The following is a 19962-nucleotide window of genomic DNA, read 5'->3' on the forward strand; positions in this document are numbered from 1 at the left end:
GTTGGAGTTATACTTGTCCTGCTCATTATAATTGTCCTCTATCGTAGACAAAAGCGAAAATTCAATGATTAAAAGAAATGGCCGGAAAACTTCCGGCCATTTCTTTTAATCTGCGCGTTTCAATCCAAACTTTTCTATTTTATGGTATAAATGGCTACGCTGTATACCAATCTCATCAGCCGTCTTGGAAACATTCCAAGCGTTTTTGTCCAGCTTAAAATTAATGTATTCCTTTTCCGCGTGATCCTTAAAGTCCTGAAAAGACTCAAAACGGTCAAAATTAAAGACGTTTCCGTTTTTTATTTCCTGTTGTGGCATGCTAACATGACTACCGGATGGATTTGCATAGAGGTTGACATCGCGATCGGTGATTTTTTTATCACTGAGGATAACCAATCTTTCAATCATATTGCGTAACTCCCGAATATTTCCTGTCCACGGCAACGCCTGAAGCGCTTGCATGGCAGATCCCGTAATTTCCTTTGTCGGAATATTGTAGTCTCCGCATATTTCTTCGCAAAAGCTTGTTGCAATAATGGGGATGTCGTCCGAGCGTTCATTTAACGAGGGAACATGAATCAAGATGACGCTAAGGCGGTGGTAAAGGTCCATCCGGAAATTTCCCGCATCAATCTCTTTCAACAGATCTTTATTTGTTGCAGCTATGACACGGACATTCACATCGATTTCCTTTTCGCCCCCCACCCGTGTGATCTTGCTTTCCTGTAACGCACGTAAAACCTTTGCCTGGGCTGACAAACTCATGTCCCCGATTTCATCCAAAAATAGGGTGCCATTATTCGCTTGTTCAAATTTACCGATACGTTGTTTTACCGCGGAGGTAAAGGAGCCTTTCTCGTGACCGAAGAGCTCGGACTCGATAAGCTCTGAAGGAATCGCTGCGCAGTTTACTTCCACCAGCGGCGAACTTGAACGGTTTGATTTCTCGTGCAGCCAACGTGCAACAAGTTCCTTTCCCGAACCATTCTCACCCGTTACCAACACGCGAGCTTCTGTCGGCGCTACGCGCTCTATCGTTTCCTTTATCAGGCTGATGCCCGAAGACGCACCCAAAATTTCCTTGGTCTTGGAAACTTTCTTCTTTAAAACTTTCGTCTCCTTAACCAAAGTCCCCTTCTCCAAAGCGTTCCGTACCGTGATCAACAAGCGGTTTAGATCCAGCGGTTTTTCCAAGAAATCATACGCCCCTCTACGGGCAGCTTCCACGGCGGTCTCAATCGTCCCATGTCCGGAAATCATAATGAACGGCGTGTCTGTGATCTCCTGTGACGCGGTTAGCACTTCCATGCCATCCATCTTGTTCATTTTGATATCGCAAAGCACAAGATCGATTTTTTCCTTCTTCAGCACCTCTAGCCCTTCCTGTCCGTTATCTACATCCAGGACTTTGTAGTCTTCATATTCTAATATATCACGCAGCGAACTTCGTATTGGGCGCTCATCGTCGATAATCAGGATTGTTGTCATATATTTTTCTCTTGGTAACAGTCAAACAAAATAGTGAATAAAGGGACAATTTACAAAAAAGAAGCAAACCTTGTAAGCCGGGTTCTGTATCCTTCGCAGGATTTCTATCATTTATCTAGGCCTGTATTTGCACACAGGCTCCATCAACCTACCCATTGCGAACAGCACCGAAGCGCCAGAAGACGAGCAGCCTTCGATTTCCGCAACCTATTTGGTTTTTCAACACACGAGGTTTACCGCAATGCATGTCGCCATACAAGACCGTGAGCTCTTACCTCACGTTTTCACCCTTACTCCTCTTTACAAAGAGCGGTATATTTTCTGTGGCACTTTCTGTCTCCCGAAGTTCGGGAGCCTTCCGGTTAGGAAGCGTGTCGCTCTACGTTGCCCGGACTTTCCTCTCTCCTAATAATTAGGACAGCGATAGAACCAGTTTGCTTCTGCTGCAAAGGTAATATTTTTCAGCTTAAAGCCTACATTAGCTCAAAGATTTATAGCGTTGTGTCCAGTCGCCTAAAGCAAAGAACAAATCGGCCTTTTAATTAAAGATCCTTTGCGATCAAATAACCGGAAGCCCAAGCCCATTGAAAGTTATACCCACCGAGCCATCCCGTCACATCGACAGCTTCACCACCAAAATAAAGCCCTTTATATTTCTTGCTTTCTAGATTTTTTGCATGCAATTCATCGGTTGATACGCCGCCACGCATGACTTCCGCCTTGTCATATCCTTTATCACCGGCGGGCTTTACCGGAAAGTGATGTACCGTATCGGCAACAAGTTTGGCATCTGCTTTACTCAGTGAGGCAATTTTGAGGTCAATGGGAAGAAATTTGCCCAATGCCTCCACCATCTTCCGCGTGAAATAGGGTTGCAGCAATTGGCTGATCGTCCGTTTCCCTCCAGCGTTGCGCTCTTTTTTGATGAGCTGTTCTATATCTGCCGTCGGCAGCAGATTTATCAAGAAAGATTCGCCAGCACGCCAATAAGAGGAAATTTGCAGGATCGCTGGCCCGCTAAGTCCCCAATGTGTGAAGAGAATATTTTCTTCAAAAGCGATCTTGTCGTTGTAGACACGCGAAAAAACAGCATTCCCAGCCAAAGAGGCGTACCAAGGCGCGTCCTTTCCGGTTATCGTAACAGGAACAAGCGCTGGTGCGGTAGCCACAATCTGCAGTCCTAATTTCTTTGCCATTCGAATGGCAAAATCAGAAGCTCCTAGTTTGGCAACAGGTAGACCGCCAGATGCAAAAACCACTTTCTTGGCATGCACCATCTTTTGTTTTCCTGCCTTTACAACCGCTACAGCATAGCCATCATCGACGGGCGAAACGGACACAACCTCTGTATTCAACCATACATCCTGTCCGGTTTCATACATCAGTTTGGTAAAAACAGCAACGATATCTTTCGCCTTGTTGGATTTCGGAAACAGCTGTCCTAGCGTCTTCTCCTCGCCCGTTATCTGCCCATGCTGTTTAAAAAAGTCCATGGTATCATCCACGGTCCATTGCGCAAAGGCTGAACGAAGGAAAGCGGGGTTCTCTGATATGAAATTTTCAATATCGGTATGTAGATTGGTGTAGTTGCAACGTCCACCACCGGAAATTAAGATCTTCGCTCCGACCTTATCATTTTTCTCCAATACCAATGTCCGCTTGCCAAGAAGGCCGGCTTGCGTAGCACACATCAACCCACAGGCACCACCTCCTATCACCAGCGCATCATACTCCATCTAGTAAGCTTTTAGTTCACCCTTAAGGGAAATGGCGCGCTTCTCTTGCCACGATTGTTCTGCTGCTTCAAGCAGTCGGATTACGTCACGCGCTTGCGCTGCCGTTATGCGAAGACTATCTTGCCCTCGCAGGGCATCTACCACATTTTGATAGAAATCTGGCCCGCTACCGCGTTCACTCGCGACGGTTTCATTGCTGTCCTGTCCATCTTTCCATACAGCCAATCTACCATAGGTTTCCGGGCTCTCTAGCCCCCAGTCGCCATGCTCGTGCGGGAATACACCGGCGCGCAACAGTTCTTCCTGCGGGTCTGTACCAGGTTTCACAAATGAGCCGTTCCAACCATATAAAGCGTAGCGCGCCGTAGGCTCTTTCGCTAACATCTGCCCTTTCAAAGAGACTTTCAGCTTCGGATAACTTAGTATAAATTCAAAATCGTCAACCGCTTTAGCACCTTGACGTTGTTGGCGAAGGTCGGCAAAGATCCAATCCGGAGCACCGAAAAGTTGGAGTGCCTGATCCAATAGATGGGCACCTAGATCATAGTGTATGCCCGAGCCAGGTAAATTTTCCTCTCGCCAAGCACCTACGCGCAGGAAGTTACGAAAACGGTCATACCGCGCCTCATAATTAACGATCGGGCCCAATACTTGCGAATCAATAACCTTTCTTACGGTTTTAAAATCCGAATGGAAACGAGCGTTGTGATGCACCGTTAGTAAAAGGTCATTTTTCTGCGCTAGGGCAATCAATTCATCGGCTTCAGCAGTGGTATTGGTAAATGGCTTTTCGACCACCACATGCTTGCCTTCCGCTAACGCCTGTTTCGCCAACTGATAGTGTACATCGTTCGATGTAGCCACCACCACAAGGTCTACCAGATCATCGTTGATGATGTCATCTACGCTTTCCACAGCCATAGCTTGTGGGTAGCGTTCATGCAAGAGCGCTTTTTGTTCAGCTTTTCTCGCGGTAACCTTATAGAGCTCCAAACCGGGATTTCCGATGATGAACGGTGCATGGAACACTTGACCGCCAATGGAAAAACCGATAAGCCCAACTTTATATTTCTTCATATTACATTCTTTCTGGAACCTGGATACCTAACAAACGCATGCATTCCGCAATGATCTTTGCTGCCACGGCTGATAAATGTAAGCGAAACGTTTTGACAGCTGTATCTTCGGCCTTCAGGATCGATTCTTCGTGATAAAATTTATTGTAGAGCTTCGCAATTTCGTAAGCATAATTTGCCAATTGTGCCGGAGAAAACTCTTTGGCCGAAGCTTCCAACACCTGGGGGTAGCTGCTCAATCCCTGTATAAGGTCCTGCTCGTAGGAAGAAAGTGATGCGGGGCTTGCGGGAGCGTGGCTGATGTCAAAATCAGCCTTGCGTAATACGGATTTTATTCGTGCGTGCGTATATTGAATAAAAGGTCCTGTATGGCCTTGGAAATCCACCGATTCAGCAGGATCAAACAACAGACGCTTTTTTGGATCCACTTTTAATAGGAAATACTTTAACGCCCCCATACCTATTGTATCGTAAAGCATTGTTTTTTCGTCTTCGGATAAGCCTTCCGTTTTTCCTAACTCCTCGGTACGGGCTTTTGCCGTCTCGATCATTTCGCCCATGAGGTCATCTGCATCCACCACGGTTCCTTCGCGCGACTTCATTTTTCCGGAGGGAAGATCCACCATCCCATACGATAAGTGAAACAACCCATTAGCCCACGATTTTCCAAGCTTTTTCAGAATGAGGAACAACACCTTGAAATGATAGTCTTGCTCATTGCCCACCACATAAATAGACTCGTCCATTTGAAACTCATCATATTTAAGCTGTGCTGTTCCTAAATCTTGGGTGATGTAAACGGATGTACCGTCGCCACGCAGCACCAGCTTTTCGTCCAAACCCTCTTCCGTCAAGTCAATCCATACCGAGTTGTCTTCTTTTTGGAAGAACACACCGCTCTCCAGCCCCTCTTGGATAATGTCTTTGCCCAACAGGTAAGTATTCGATTCGTAATAAAATTTGTCAAAATCTACACCGAGTTGTTTGTATGTTTTTTCAAAACCTTGATACACCCATCCGTTCATCGTTCGCCAAAGGTTCATCACCTCTTCATCTGCCGCCTCCCATTTTTGAAGCATAAGCTGTGCTTCTTTGATCAATGGCGCATTTTTCTTTGCTTCCTCTTCTGTCTGCCCTTCCGATTTCAAGGCGTCGATCTCCTCTTTATATGCCTTGTCAAAGATGACGTAATACTTCCCAACCAGATGGTCTCCCTTCAAGCCGGTGGATGTCGGTGTTTCACCATGGCCAAATCGCTGCCAGGCGAGCATAGATTTACAGATGTGTATGCCACGGTCGTTGACCAAGTTTGCTTTAACGACCTCATATCCATAGGCTTTCAGAATTTCCGCAATTGAAAAACCGAGCAAGTTGTTGCGGATATGCCCCAAATGCAACGGTTTGTTGGTATTCGGCGAGCTATATTCCACCATGAGTCTTTTTCCGTTGGCGGGAAATGTGCCAAAATTTGGATTGACCAAGTCGCTGTTGACCAAGTCTATCCAAAACGTATCTGACAAGCTTATATTTAAAAAACCTTTGATTACATTGAAAGCAGAAATTTCTTCCACATGCTCCTGCAACCAAGCGCCGACTTCCTGACCGGTCTGCTCTGGCGATTTCTTTGAAAAGCGTGTTACCGGGAAAACAACTACCGTGATATGTCCGTCAAACTCTTTTCGTGTTTCCTGAAGCGTTACCTGTGTCTCGGGAAGCGATGCGCCGTAAAGAGCTTGAACGGCCTGAATGGTTTGTGTTATTAATGTGTTTTGGATTGAATGAGCCATGTAATTATTTCGTAATATTTGCAACTTTCTGATAATGAATAGTAAAAATATCGAGCCCTATAGCAAGGTATTCATATCGAAAGTCTATCTTTGCCAAAAATAATAAAAAATGCAGAGCTATCAGGAATTTCTTGACTTAAGTGTTGGTTTTCCACAAGACGGATTCGAGATAATCGATGACGAATTGTACTTCCACGATTTGAATTTGATGGAAATGATAGAGACGTACGGCACGCCCTTGCGTTTTACCTATTTACCCATTGTCAGTAAAAAGATCCAACAAGCGAAGATCCTGTTTCAAACAGCGATTTTGAAACATAATTACCGTGGATCTTATAAATATTGCTATTGTACAAAGTCATCACATTTCAAGCACATCGTTGAAGAAGCTTTGAAAAACGACATCCATTTAGAGACGTCTTCGGCTTTTGATATGCCCATGATTGATTCTTTGGAGAGACAAGGCACCGTGACCAAAGATATCACCGTTATCTGCAACGGGTTTAAAACCTACCAATACAAGCAATACATTATCGATATGATCCACGACGGGTATACGAATATCATACCTGTACTGGACAACAAGGAAGAATTTAACCTGTATGATGATGAGATCGAATTGGAAGCACCTTGCGCGTTGGGTATCCGCATCGCCTCGGAAGAACAACCTGACTCGCAGTTTTATACCTCGCGTCTAGGTATTCGCCAAGAAGATGTGATCGACTTTTACAACAATAAAATCGTTGACAATCCAAACTTCAAGGTTAAACTGCTGCATTTCTTCATCAACTCTGGTATTTCGGATACGCCCTATTATTGGAATGAGCTGGAGAAATACGTGACCTTATACTGTAAGTTCAAGAAGATAAACCCCGACTTGGACACCCTCGATATTGGTGGTGGCATGCCCTTCAAAGACTCATTGGTGCACGATTTTGATTACGAATATATGGTAAACGAAATAGTGAACCGGATCAAGCAGATATGCGCCCACCATGAGGTAATGGAGCCGGATATCATTACGGAATTTGGGAAATACACCGTTGCTGAAGCATCTGGAATTCTGTACAAAGTATTGGGTCGGAAACAGCAAAACGACCGTGAAAAGTGGTTTATGATCGATGGTTCATTTATCACGAATCTTCCCGACGTTTGGGCTTTAAACCAAAAATACATCCTGTTACCGATTAACAATTGGGATTCGGAGTATGAGCGCGTCAATTTGGGTGGCATCACCTGTGATGGTCAAGATTATTACAATCAAGAAGCACATATGAATTCGGTCTTTATGCCCAAAACGCGTAAAGTACAGTACCTCGGTTTTTTCCATACGGGTGCTTACCAAGATGTACTAAGTGGTTATGGGGGTATACACCACTGTTTGTTGCCATCCCCAAAACATGTATTGGTGCGTCGTAATCGGGATGAAACATTTAACTACGAGGTGTTCGGTGAAGAGCAAAACTCGAAACAGGTGATGAAATTACTAGGGTACCAGTAACCTTGCTGGATGATTAAAAAAAAAGCGTTTCTATCTCGAAACGCTTTTTTTGTTGATCAAATCCTAATTACATTTTAGCATCCATTAACCGCTCTGCCCTGCTTTTGGCCGTGCCCAACGTCATCTTGATAACAAATGGTTTATCGGCTTTGAAATCTGCAGGCAACTGTACGTCATAGTATGTGTTCTTATCCCTGTCCAAGCCCATATCAGCGTGCGTTAGCGTCAGTACAGCGGCATCGCCCAGCAATTTTGCATCCACGGGAACAGCCTCAGCATCCTTCTGTATCGCAATGCGTATGCGATTGTTTACCGGTCTGTTAAATACCGTGAGGTAAAGCTTTGATTCTTTTTTTGTATAATAACCATATTTGCTTAACGGCAGATCAATGTACCTTACCCCGTAAACCGCTTCGCTGTTTACCGTCATCCACTCACCTATTTCCTTTGCTAGGCGATCTTCTCCCGGATGCATGTTCCCTTGTCCGTCTGGTCCAAAATTCAAGACAAAGTTGCCATTCATCGACACGCAGTGCATCAGCATATCCAAAAGATCGTTGGTATCTTTGATATAGAGCCCAGACCAGTCTTTCATGTAGCCCCATCCGTTAGGCGGAATGGTCATGACGGCGTCCCAGTCATTTCCATTTAACCAACTGTAGTCTTGCGGGAGCTTACGCTCCCAGCCCTGCTCATAGTCGCCTAATAAATTGCCGTTGCTATCAAAATGTCTTTTTCCATATTCATCGTTGCGGAACCGTGAGCCGATGATCAAGCCGGGGTGTTGAGCGCGCAGCTCTTTTTCGAGATTATAGGTAAATTCGGCAGCTTGTACCCAAGATCTGTCCCACGTTCCGTCAAACCAAAAGCCTTTAATGGATGGGTAATTTTCCAACAGTTCGAGCAATTGATTACGGGTGTAGGCTAGAAAACGAGCAGACTTACGTTTCTCTTCCTCGGTCTTGGGCTCGCTACTCATGTAATCGGGATTGTTCCATTCCAAAATCGAGAAATAGAGGTAAACATCAATACCTTCAGCATCATATGCATCCACAATTTCTTTAACAATATCCTTTTTATAGGGTGTATGGCGAATGTTGTAATCGCTGTACTTTGTGGGCCACATGGCGAAGCCATCATGGTGCTTGGTCGTGAAGATTACATATTTTGCTCCCATATCCTTCGCTTGCTTTGCCCAGCGCTTCGCATCGAAATCTTTCGGATCAAACTGCTTGTATAGGTTATCATAGGTTTTGGTCCAATCTTTTGGTGCACGGGGGCCTCTCCATGAACGTATCCATTCGGAAGCTGCCGCTCCGTTGCGTGCGCTCACCCCTTCCCACTCATTGCCCGGAATTGCGTATATTCCCCAGTGGATAAACTGCCCTAAACCATAATCCCGAAAGCGTTCCATCGCTTCGTCAGTGCGGTGTGCCGGCGTTATCGGTCCATACTTAATTTCTTTCTTTTCTGTAATCTTCTCCTTTGGGCCAGACCATTGCGCCCAGGCCGGCAATTTGGCGCTGATGGCGATTAAAAGCATACCAGCGGTACATAATTTTTTCATAGTCATTATTATTCGAGGTTATCCATATTCTTGTTGGTGGCTGTCGATGTTCTCGGCTCTTTATTTTCTGGATCAAAAGGATCGCAATGGTAAAAAGCGCTGAGATCGTTCATGATAAGCTTATCTAAAAAAAGTGGTCACTGCCTCACCCTTGGCAGTCGTTTCGATAATCAATTCTTGTGATAAAGCAAATAGTCCCTCATGTTTTTCAACCACGCCAGGCTGCGGGACGACCGCAGCACGTTGTGACCACATAGCATCCATTACAAAGAGCAGAACGGAGAATATACATAAACCCTTGCGCTGCATGCTTACATTAATTTCCATTCGATTTCATCACTAAGTTCTTTATTATCCGTATTTCCAACAGCTTTTATCACATTGTTTCCCGATTGCAGCTCGACGCCCTCAAAGAGCCAATGTTTGCTGTTCACACCCTGTTTAGCCTGATATGCGGTACCGTTTACTATGAGGGTAACTTTTGTCAGATTGGAAAAAACCTGAATGGTGCATGTTTTGCTTTTTCGTTCATTATCACGCCTGTTAGCCAGATACACCATGGGCTCGGGGTTCCAATTCGCCTTGTACCAATAAAAAGAATCTTTTTTACGTTGCCGGTCAAACGTGATCAGTCCCTTCAGGTTACGGGCATTAACGCCCCCTCTATTCCAGGCAGGTACAGCAAACTCAAACATATTCCACACGTATGATGCGACGATAATCGGATTTTGCTCAATGGCGGCCCATTGTTGAATATGTGTTTCCGTTTGATAGTTTTCAGGAAAAGATTTTCCGCTTACCACATCCTTCGGCGGCTCCACCAGCTCCTTTCCGATATCGATATTACCATCCGCTCCATATTCAGACAGCATGATCCTATAGTTAGGAAACTCTTGCTGTACTTTTGCTGCCCAAGGTCCAAGATCCGAAATTTTACCTCCGTACCATCCGAAATAATGGTTGATTCCTTGTACATCCGTGTTGAGGTTCTCTTGTCTGTCAATCACATTATAGCCAGTTACGGACACGGTATACCGATCGGGATCCAACATTTTCGCAAGGTCGTTTAATTCGCGTGTAAGCACAGGAACCTGTTCATCCGCAGTCTTTGCATATACTTCATTATGCATACCCCAAATAAAAATGGAAGGATGATTGAAGTTTTGCTTAACAAGTTCCGATAGTTGCTGCTTTGCATTATCCCCTTCATAATACGACACGCGGTTTACAAAGGGGATCTCCGCCCAAGTTAGAAAGCCCAAGGTGTCTGCCAGCGCATAAACATCTGGGGATTGCTGGTAATGTGCAAGACGTATGGTCGTCACGCCCATTTCTTTCATAAGCATGAAGTCTTCTTTATGTTGCTCAAAACTTAGCGCCGATCCATAGCCCCAGCGGTCCTGGTGCCTACACACACCATGCATTGGATATTTTTTGCCGTTTAGGTATACGGCGTCGCCTCCAACAATCTCAATCGATCTTATGCCCAGTGGCTGCTTCACCTGATCGGTTTCCACACCGTTTATAAGCACTTTCGCATGGATGGAATAAAGGTAAGGGTCGCGTACACCATCCCAAAGGTGGGGGTCTTTGATTTTTAGCTGTTCATTGATATATGTTACTCCTTGTGGCGATACCAGGATTGGCGTACGTTGGGACAGCACGACCTTGTTATCATAATCGCGAAGCTCAATTGCCAATTCGCCTTTCTGTGACACCCTTTCCTTGGTTTCTAATTTCGCCTGAATGATGATGTCTGCCTGCCTGGCAGAAACATTTTTCTGGCGTATAAAAAGGCCTGCCGAGGCTTGATCCGTCACAACGAAGCCCGTCTTTCCGGTCGTAATCAGTCGTACAGGGCGATAGATACCGCCGTATACGGGAAACAAAAATTGGTTGGTTGGTATGATATCCTTCCGAGCTGTATTGTCCGTTACAACGGTTATGGTGTTCGCTGCATCATAATTTATGGAATTTGATATTTCAAAGGTAAACATCGAATAAGCGCCTTTATGCTCGCCGATATATTGGTCGTTGATATAAAGTTGTGCGACAGCGCCAACGCCTTCGAATTTTAGGAAGGTCCGCCGTCCGTTTCGCAACATTTCCGGATGAAATGTTTTGCGATAAATGGCTTTTCCCTCAAAGAAATTGCGATCCAGCTGCATATCATCTTTATTGTATGTATGCGGGAGCGTCACTTCGTTCCACACCTCGGGTTGGGTCCATTGTCCCTGTGATAGAAAAAACTTATCGCCGTTTTTGAAATCCGTAAAAATAGTACTGTTGTTCGCCTTTATATATTGCCAACCATCATTGAAGGCTTTTTCGGTACGCGATTGCCCACGTACGTACAAACCTATAAGCACCAAACTGCTTGCAAAAAGCAACCTGTAGAATTTCAAGTTCATATCTGTTATTAGCTTTACCATCCAGAACACAAGGTAGGCAATATATGCGTAGCCGTGTATCGGCAAACGTTTGCACAACTTACTCAAACGTTTTCGAACACGTTTCGAACGACGCCTTATGCTGTAGACATCGTAGCTCATCCATCAAAACACAAGTGGAGCTATATTGGCTCCCCTTGTGTTTTGATAGTATCATTTATTTTTAGCTTTCTGGTGTATCTTCCCGAAATGGAGCTTCTTCATCAAACTCCCCCTCCCATTTGGCCACCACCACCGTTGCCAAGCAGTTGCCGATGACATTGACCGAAGTGCGTGCCATATCCATCAGCTCATCGATGCCCAGTATCGCAGCGATAACAAATGTAGGGAGTCCAAATTGATCGGCCGTAGCGATTAATACGATCAGCGATGCTCGAGGAACAGCTGCTACGCCCTTTGAAGTAATCATGAGTGTAAAAGCGATAAGGAGCTGCTGGCCTATCGTTAAAGGAATGCCGGCCGCTTGCGCTACAAAAATCGATGCCAAGGATAAATAAAGCGAGGTGCCATCGAGGTTAAAGCTATATCCTGTAGGAATAACGAACGACACAATTTTGCGCGGAACGCCGAATTTTTCCATCGCGCTCATCGCCTTGGGTAGGGCTGCATCAGAACTCGTCGTGGCAAAGGCAATCGATACGGGCTCCTTTATTGCGGAAATGAATTTTTTCACAGGAACTTTTAAAAACAAAGCAACAGGCAGTAGGACACAAGAGATAAAAAGGACAAGCGCCAGATACAGGCTGGCCAATAACATAAACAAGTTTTTCAGGATGTCTACGCCCAAATGGCCCACGGTGTATGCCATGGCGGCACCTACACCAATGGGTGCAAACAACATGACTAAGTTGGTAAACTTAAACATCGCTTCCGACAAACTCTCCGTAAAGTCCACGAGCGGTTTACGTTTTTTCTCCTCAACCAGTGCCAGGGCAATTCCGAAAATAACACCGAAAATCACGATCTGCAGCACCTTATTTTCGTATACAGCTTTTACGATATTCTCTGGAAAGGTGTCTCGAATAAAAGCATTGAACTTATAAACGCCATGCACTTCTGGTGCGATGTGATCGAGCGCGCGCTGATCGGCTTCCGCAACGGTACTTGCGGTCGGCAATTCTTCGTGCGGCATATTGGCTACATCCACGCCTACGCCGGCTTTCGTAAGGTTGATAACGATTAAACCGATAAAAATAGCGCAGGTCGTAGCGGAAACAAAATATAGCATCGACTTCCAAGCCATCCGACCGACCGATTTTAGATCGGAATGACCGGCAATGCCAAACACTAACGTCGCGAATAAGATAGGACCAACAATTGTTTTCACAAGTTTGATGAATCCCTGCGATAAAGGCTGCATCGACCTCGCGAGGTCTGGAAAATCAAGACCAACAAAAACGCCTAGGATAAGGCATGTTAGTATCCAAGTTGTTAAATTTTTTCTTACAATAGCATTTAAGGTCAATACCGATGCAACTACCCATCGGATAGCCATCATAAAGTTGGGATTTATCGCGAACCAGCGGAATTCATAAATTAAGGTTAGGATAAGGGCTATCGAAACAGTAAATAGGGTTAAAAACCCAACTTGTTTTTTTAACATTTAGTCTTGTTTATGTGTTTCTAAAGAAACAAAAATAGGAAAAATGGCCTTTATACCAAATGCTATACCGTATTAAAAATGCGACAAATAAAAACGAGTCCGGCTTATAAATCATTATGCGAAGGTTTTTAAGGGTGTTATTGCGTTGCCCAAGGCACTGGGTTCCTAATTTTAATATTTTTTTAATTTTTCCATCATCGCTTCACGCTTTTGTTCCACTTCAACATTTATAATTTTAGGTTTAAACATGAGCACTTCTTTGGCATACTTACGAAATAAAGCTTGATCGCCAGCGGGGCAAGGTCTCATAATCCGCCGAAAGCCCGACAGATTTAAAACTGTACGGCTTAAACATGGCATAGACCTCGCGGTAGTAAGGACAGTTTACTTCGCTGATTTCTTGCAATGAATCGGCAGAAGAAATTGGGTATTTGGCCAATCCGTCTCTATCGTAACCATATGATATCGTTTTTTCCCAGATAATTTAGCATGAAGTTTTTAAAACAATCTTATACCTCTACGCATTACAAGCGTCTCCCCTTGCAAACCACGCTTCAGTCTTTCATTGCAACTTATCAACCTAATATGGCAACACATCTGCCGCCATCAAGGGAAGTTTGCGGGATGTTTGCTTCATATCCTCACCATACTGCATTGATTTGACACCTAATTGCCTCATGTTATCAGGCATCAGAGGCGACCTGAAGCTTGCTTGATCGATGCATTCATTTGACAAGGTCCACCTCATGGACATTTCGTCAAAGCAGTCATGTGAAAACTCCAACCTGATGAGTGCTTGACTGGTTTATTCACGTGATGATCGCAACTTGATGGCTGCTTGATTGCTTTATTCATGCGACGCCTTCACCTTGAGGGATGCATGTCTCCGGCATTCACCTGATTGATTCAACCTGATCTTTGCTTGGTTGACGCATTCACATGACGACATGAACCTGATGTCTGTCAAAACGAACCTGATGTATGCAGATGGCGCTCATTTTGTAATGATTTTGATCAAATCCGATCAAATCCGATCAAATCCGATCAATTTCGATCATACTTCAGCGCACGCCGGAAGTAACGACACCATACGACTACCGGATGCTGTAGCACTTTTCGGAGTGAAAAGATTTCCAGAATCTAAAAACAGACATGCTCGGCACTCGCACATTTGCTGGCCGAATAACGGATAGGTTCCCTAAAATAAGGTTAAGTACAAAACCTTTGATGAAGAGCAGAAACAGGGCATGGGGATTCGTAATCTCGATGTGGGAATAAGACCGAAGCTGGCGCCGGGGAGACCCGTAAAAAAACCGTCTCATAACTACTTATGAGACGGTCTTTTAACAATGTTATGGCGGGTCGCTACTCGGCGTGCAACCAAGCTTTTTTAGCCAATAATTCTTCCTGTGTTTCCACAACTTCCTCGTCGTCAACACAGCAATCTACGGGGCACACCGCTGCACATTGCGGCTCGTCGTGAAAACCTACGCACTCGGTACACTTGTCAGATACGATGTAATACACCTCATCTGAAACAGCATCTTGCGGCGCGCTTGCGTCCAATGTCACACCGTCGCCAAAGTCAATCACTCCTTCCAAAGCCGTTCCTTCAGAAAACTTCCAAGCCACACCAGCATCATATATTGCGTTGTTCGGGCATTCTGGTTCGCACGCCCCGCAGTTTATACATTCGTCCGTAATTTTAATTGCCATTTATAACCTCTCAATTATAATAAAATAAACTAATTTTGTTCTGTCTCCTAATCGTAATACTATACAAAGTTAGTAGTTATTTGTTAAGAGACACAAAGATACTTGAAAAAAATAAGAGAAAGATTCTAAATTATTCTATTTTGACAAAGAAACAACGAATAGATGCATTTGCCGCGTTGGGCACTTTTCTGCAATCGGGCCACCCTGACCTGGAGATCGCCATAGCGCAGGCCGCGATCCGAAACCCTTGGTATACTGAAGCGAACACACGCAAACAGCTAGCGGCTATTGCGGCAAATTTAAAGGTTGATTTGCTGTCGGAATGGATGGCACCCTACCCCGATTTGGACAGCGATAAGGTTGTCGGACTTGTTCTCGCTGGAAACATTCCATTGGTTGGATTTCAAGACATTTTATCTGTGCTGCTATCAGGTTTTTCCGCAAGAATCAAAATTTCATCGGATGATGTCGGTCTCACGAAATTTGTCGTCGATAAATTGATAACGATCGATCCCCATTTTGCTGATAAGTTGCAAATCGTGGATAAGCTTACGCACTATGATCTGATCATTGCTACAGGAAGCGATAACAGCGCAAGATATTTTGAACACTATTTCGGAAAAAAACCGCATATTATCCGAAAAAACAGAAATTCCGTAGCCATCCTCACTGGCGAGGAAAGCAAAGAGGAACTACACGCGCTGGGTCGTGACATTTTCGACTATTTCGGTCTTGGTTGCCGTTCTGTCTCTAAGTTATACGTACCACAGGGGTTTGCATTTGATCGGTTTTTTGAAGCTATTGAACCTTTTCATGCCGTTCGAGATCATTCCAAGTATAGCAATAATTACGATTACAATAAATCGATCTATTTGATCAATCGGGAAGCGCATTTGGACAACGGCTTTATGCTTTTAAAGTACGATGAACGACTCGCCTCGCCACTTGCTGTCGTTTTCTATGAAACGTACGACACACAGGCTGAATTGTTGCGCAGGCTGCAAGGACAGGCCGACAAAATACAGTGTTTGGTTTGCCGAGACCCGATGGATACCGCTATTCCATGCTTTCCTTTGGGGGAAAGCCAGCAACCTGGATTAACTGACTATGCAGATGGAATAGACGTTTTGGCGTTTCTGTTTGCACATGTCTAAGCACAAAGTGTCCGACAAAAGAAAGAGGTTCCATAAAATATGTTAACTTTGTTGTATGTATGTCATTAAAGTAAAGGGCGTAGCCAAGATACCGGATTATGTGCAGTTACGGGACGAAGGATTTACCTTACTTGCTTATTTTCGGGTTGATAGACCGGATAAGTCATTAGAAAAAATAGGCTTGGGAGACAAAGCTGCATATATTATGCAAATTGTACAAGAAATGCCCTTTGGGCAGATAAAAAAGATTGATGTTTAAATGGTGATATGGTAGAGAATACAGTTATAAAATTAAAGAACGTAGATATTTATCAACAAAAGCACTTGGTGCTTTCGCACGTTAACCTTGATATCAACCAAGGAGAATTTATCTACTTGATCGGACAGTCTGGTACAGGAAAAAGTAGTCTATTGAAGATTATTTACGGAGATCTATATATTGGTAGTGGTGAGGGCATGGTTGCGGGTTTTGATCTGAAGAAACTACACGAAAACGACGTTCCCTTTTTACGTCGAAAATTAGGTATCGTCTTTCAGGATTTTCACTTGCTGAATGATCGTACCGTAGAAAAAAACCTTGAATTTGCGCTGAAAGCTACCGGATGGACAGAAAGAGGCTTGATTGAGAACCGGATGTTAGATGTCTTGGAAAAAGTAGGTCTGCGATCCAAACTGCGTAAGATGCCGCACGAATTATCGGGAGGTGAACAGCAACGCGTGGTCATTGCTCGTGCGCTGCTGAATAATCCAGAAATTATTTTGGCAGATGAGCCTACAGGAAACCTGGATCCGGCGACTTCGGAAGAAATCGTTTTGTTGTTGCGCGATATCGCGGCATCCGGCACAGCCGTTTTAATGGCAACCCACGACTACCAGATTATAAAAAATATGCCGGCTCGCATTATCAAAACAGCCGATACGGCCTTATACGATCACGTAGCGATCTAGCTATTTAACTGACATTAAATCAGACAACCGACATTTTGATGGTTTATTTTTAAATAGACTGACAGCATGTCGGTTTTTTGTGCCATGGCAATATTCTTGCACATGGAAAACGGGTATGATCAAGAGCTACAATATTTAGATATGATGAACGAACAGGAAAACAATATTCACGAAGAAAACCTAGAAGATTTGGCACAGGCCAATACAACGTCAGAAGCGGAAGCTGTCGAATTGACAGAAGAGGAAAATTTACGCAAGGAATTATCGACCGCTAATGACAAATATGCACGCCTATTTGCTGAATTTGACAATTATAAAAAAAGGACATCGAAAGAGCGCGTAGACCTTATCCAGTCTGCAAGCAAAGATGTTTTGAACAAGCTTTTGCCAGTCTTGGATGATTTGGATCGCGCATTGACTGCCATGCAGACAGCCCAAGACATCGAATCGGTGAAACAAGGTATTGATTTGGTAAACCAAAAATTCCGGAAAACGCTTATGCAAGAAGGTTTAAAAGAGATGGAAGACCTCATTGGTAAGCCTTTTGATCCAGAGTTTCAAGAAGCAATCACGGCCATCCCATCCCCTTCTCCAGATTGGAAGAATAAAGTGATTGATGTCGTTGAAAAGGGATACTTTTTGAATGATAAAGTGGTTCGTTTCGCAAAAGTTGTTATAGGTCAATAGAGTATGGCGAAGAGAGATTATTATGATGTATTAGGCGTTGCGAAATCTGCCGACGCTGCCGAAATAAAGTCGGCGTATCGCAAATTAGCCATTAAATTCCACCCGGACAAAAACCCGGATGACAAAGAGGCGGAAGAGAAGTTTAAGGAAGCCGCAGAAGCTTACGAGATATTGAGCAATCCAGAAAAACGGCAGCGCTACGACCAATTTGGCCACAGTGGCAATGCTGCCTCGGGATTTGGAGGTGGCGGCATGAATATGGACGATATATTTAGCCAATTTGGAGACATCTTTGGAGGTGGAAGCCCTTTCGAAAGCTTTTTTGGTGGTGGCAGCCGTAGCGGTGGTGGACGACGCGTGCAACGAGGATCGAACCTCCGTATCAAGGTGAAGTTAACCCTAGAAGAAATTGCGAAAGGAGTTGAAAAAAAGGTTAAAGTTAATAAACAGGTTCACTGCCATACCTGTGGTGGCACGGGCGCCAAAGATAAATCGTCTTACCATACCTGTAATACATGTGGAGGATCAGGCTCAGTACGTCGCGTAACCAACACGATATTGGGACAGATGCAAACCACAAGCACATGTCCTACCTGTAATGGAGAAGGTGTAGAGATTACTTCGAAATGTACAGCCTGTAAAGGTGAAGGGCTGGAAAGAGGTGAAGAAACGATCTCCATCAATATTCCCGCCGGCGTTAGCGAAGGTATGCAGCTGTCGATGAGTGGTAAAGGCAACGCCGCACCACGGGGAGGTGTACCGGGAGACTTGATCATCCTTATTGAAGAAGTACCGCACGAACACTTGAAGCGTGACGGCATCAATATCATTTACGATTTGTATATTAACTTTGCAGATGCTGCTCTAGGTACAAGTGTAGAAATCCCCACAATTGATGGGAAGGCAAAAATTAAAATTGATCCCGGCACGCAAGGCGGAAAAATACTCCGTTTAAAAGGTAAAGGTGTGCCCGAGGTCAACTCCTATCACAAGGGCGACCAGCTTGTGTATGTAAACGTATGGACGCCGAAAGCTGTTTCTCCAGAAGAACGCTCCCTATTGGAAAAGCTCAAAGGTTCAGTTAATTTCAAACCCCAACCCGGTAAGAGCGAAAAGTCGTTCTTCGAACGGATAAAAGAATATTTCGAGTAAATATTGATATTTTGTATAGGAAGGCCCAATCTAATTTGGGCCTTTGTTTTTTTATATACTTTTTCATTATACAGTGCACCGAACAATATAGTTGTGGGCTGAGAGCTGCCAACTTTACATACTTATCGAAGTTATGTCATGACTTCATCTTTGGTCTGCCAAATACTGACAATATCGCGCCCTCCTTTCTTTTGACCTGTATAGCTCACGCATTCAGATCGTTATATCATTTCTCGATCTCCGACTTCTACGCTCGCCAAACCACCACTGAAATTTATTTTTCCTATTGCATTTGAAATTCAAGTAGTTGCATAAACAAACAATATAATGACAAACAATAAATCATGCTGGCACAAACATTGAATAATCTGAACATATACGACAAATAGTCAATAAATAATAACAAATTAGATTCAAGTAACATGAAAAAATTATTCTTAACACTGACCGCAGTTACAGCATTCACATTTGCTACACATGCCCAAACCGAAAAAGGTAAATTTCTTTTAGGCGGGCAAGTAGGTTTTGAGACAGCTAAGGTGAAAGACACCGATCTGAAACAAAACGCTTTTTCCATCAATCCGACCGTCGGTTATTTTGTTAGCGACAATTGGGCTGTAGGTACAGGTGTGGGTTACAATTGGGCAAAGTCTGAGCAAGCTACGCTTACTTCAGAAACAAACGCTTTTCAAGTAGCTCCATTTGTGAGAAATTATATCGGTGAGGGTCAATTTAAATTCTTTTCTCAATTATCTGTTCCTATGCAATGGGGTAAAAACACGACAGAAGGAGCTGCAGTAGAAACAGAGTCCAAGTTCGAAAAATACGGTGTTGAATTGGCTCCAGGTTTTGCTTTCTTCCCGACAAGCAAAGTAGGTATTGAGCTGAAGGTACGCGGTTTATACTTCGATTCTTATAAAGATAAAGCTGCTGACAGAACCACGAATACTTTTGGTTTAGATGCGAATTCGCTGGCACCTACCCTAGGTGTACAGTTCTACTTTTAATAATTTACCGAAAAGAAGTATGAGGCCGTCTCATAAGTAATTATGGGACGGTTTTTTTTACTTGTTTACCTCGCGCTATTTTCTATCTTA

The 19962-nt window shown here is 44.0% G+C and carries 16 protein-coding genes and 1 other RNA gene; 7 read left to right on the forward strand and 10 right to left on the reverse strand.

Annotated elements, in window-relative coordinates:
• Nucleotides 1-105 precede the first annotated feature (105 nt).
• The 5 genes from IE165_RS09950 to argS all read right to left on the reverse strand — a co-directional run bounded on the left by IE165_RS09950 (nt 106) and on the right by argS (nt 6087).
• Complete coding sequence (locus IE165_RS09950; RefSeq protein WP_189626457.1) at nt 106-1488, reverse strand: sigma-54-dependent transcriptional regulator; 1383 nt, start codon at nt 1486-1488, stop codon at nt 106-108.
• A 57-nt stretch (nt 1489-1545) separates the two neighbouring features.
• An RNA gene (gene rnpB, locus IE165_RS09955) (RNase P RNA component class A) lies at nt 1546-1928 on the reverse strand.
• A gap of 102 nt (nt 1929-2030) precedes the next feature.
• Nucleotides 2031-3224, reverse strand: coding sequence for a BaiN/RdsA family NAD(P)/FAD-dependent oxidoreductase (locus IE165_RS09960; protein WP_189626458.1), 1194 nt, complete (start codon nt 3222-3224; stop codon nt 2031-2033).
• The gene (locus IE165_RS09965; protein WP_189626459.1) at nt 3225-4301 is read right to left on the reverse strand and encodes a Gfo/Idh/MocA family oxidoreductase; all 1077 of its coding nucleotides are present in this window, start codon (nt 4299-4301) and stop codon (nt 3225-3227) included.
• A 1-nt stretch (nt 4302) separates the two neighbouring features.
• A complete protein-coding gene (argS, locus tag IE165_RS09970; protein ID WP_189626460.1) occupies nt 4303-6087 on the reverse strand; it encodes an arginine--tRNA ligase in 1785 nt (594 codons plus the stop codon).
• A 109-nt stretch (nt 6088-6196) separates the two neighbouring features.
• Here argS and IE165_RS09975 point away from each other — a divergent pair, with 109 nt between their 5' ends.
• Entirely contained in the window at nt 6197-7588 is a 1392-nt protein-coding gene (locus IE165_RS09975; protein ID WP_189626461.1) for a type III PLP-dependent enzyme domain-containing protein, read from the forward strand.
• Nucleotides 7589-7655: 67 nt separating this feature from the next.
• Here IE165_RS09975 and IE165_RS09980 read toward each other — a convergent pair whose 3' ends face one another.
• The 5 genes from IE165_RS09980 to IE165_RS10000 all read right to left on the reverse strand — a co-directional run bounded on the left by IE165_RS09980 (nt 7656) and on the right by IE165_RS10000 (nt 14924).
• Nucleotides 7656-9155, reverse strand: coding sequence for an alpha-L-fucosidase (locus IE165_RS09980; protein WP_189626462.1), 1500 nt, complete (start codon nt 9153-9155; stop codon nt 7656-7658).
• A 120-nt stretch (nt 9156-9275) separates the two neighbouring features.
• Nucleotides 9276-9482 (reverse strand): hypothetical protein, encoded by a 207-nt coding sequence (locus IE165_RS09985; protein ID WP_189626463.1) that lies wholly within the window; start codon nt 9480-9482, stop codon nt 9276-9278.
• The gene (locus IE165_RS09990; RefSeq protein ID WP_189626464.1) at nt 9467-11566 is read right to left on the reverse strand and encodes a glycoside hydrolase family 2 protein; all 2100 of its coding nucleotides are present in this window, start codon (nt 11564-11566) and stop codon (nt 9467-9469) included. Before IE165_RS09990 ends, IE165_RS09985 begins: the two co-directional genes overlap by 16 nt.
• A gap of 202 nt (nt 11567-11768) precedes the next feature.
• The gene (locus tag IE165_RS09995) at nt 11769-13208 is read right to left on the reverse strand and encodes a dicarboxylate/amino acid:cation symporter (RefSeq protein WP_189626465.1); all 1440 of its coding nucleotides are present in this window, start codon (nt 13206-13208) and stop codon (nt 11769-11771) included.
• Nucleotides 13209-14573: 1365 nt separating this feature from the next.
• Nucleotides 14574-14924 carry a 4Fe-4S dicluster domain-containing protein gene (locus IE165_RS10000; protein WP_189626466.1) on the reverse strand — a complete coding sequence of 117 codons (351 nt, stop codon included), beginning with the start codon at nt 14922-14924 and terminating at the stop codon, nt 14574-14576.
• A 140-nt stretch (nt 14925-15064) separates the two neighbouring features.
• Here IE165_RS10000 and IE165_RS10005 point away from each other — a divergent pair, with 140 nt between their 5' ends.
• The 6 genes from IE165_RS10005 (at nt 15065) to IE165_RS10030 (ending at nt 19872) form a co-directional block, all read left to right on the forward strand.
• Nucleotides 15065-16078, forward strand: a complete 1014-nt coding sequence (locus IE165_RS10005) for an acyl-CoA reductase (RefSeq protein ID WP_189626467.1) — start codon at nt 15065-15067, stop codon at nt 16076-16078.
• A gap of 55 nt (nt 16079-16133) precedes the next feature.
• Nucleotides 16134-16337: a fructose-6-phosphate aldolase gene (locus tag IE165_RS10010; RefSeq protein WP_189626468.1), complete on the forward strand. Its 204-nt coding sequence runs from the start codon at nt 16134-16136 to the stop codon at nt 16335-16337.
• Between the two features lie 8 nt (nt 16338-16345).
• Nucleotides 16346-17026, forward strand: coding sequence for a cell division ATP-binding protein FtsE (locus tag IE165_RS10015; protein ID WP_189626469.1), 681 nt, complete (start codon nt 16346-16348; stop codon nt 17024-17026).
• 102 nt (nt 17027-17128) lie between these two features.
• Nucleotides 17129-17713, forward strand: coding sequence for a nucleotide exchange factor GrpE (locus IE165_RS10020; protein ID WP_229826496.1), 585 nt, complete (start codon nt 17129-17131; stop codon nt 17711-17713).
• A 3-nt stretch (nt 17714-17716) separates the two neighbouring features.
• Entirely contained in the window at nt 17717-18865 is a 1149-nt protein-coding gene (gene dnaJ, locus IE165_RS10025) for a molecular chaperone DnaJ (protein ID WP_189626470.1), read from the forward strand.
• A 422-nt stretch (nt 18866-19287) separates the two neighbouring features.
• Complete coding sequence (locus IE165_RS10030; protein WP_189626471.1) at nt 19288-19872, forward strand: outer membrane beta-barrel protein; 585 nt, start codon at nt 19288-19290, stop codon at nt 19870-19872.
• The last annotated feature ends 90 nt before the right edge of the window (nt 19873-19962 follow it).

Origin of the sequence: Sphingobacterium griseoflavum, from assembly GCF_014653155.1 — a bacterium.
GTDB lineage: Bacteria > Bacteroidota > Bacteroidia > Sphingobacteriales > Sphingobacteriaceae > Sphingobacterium > Sphingobacterium griseoflavum.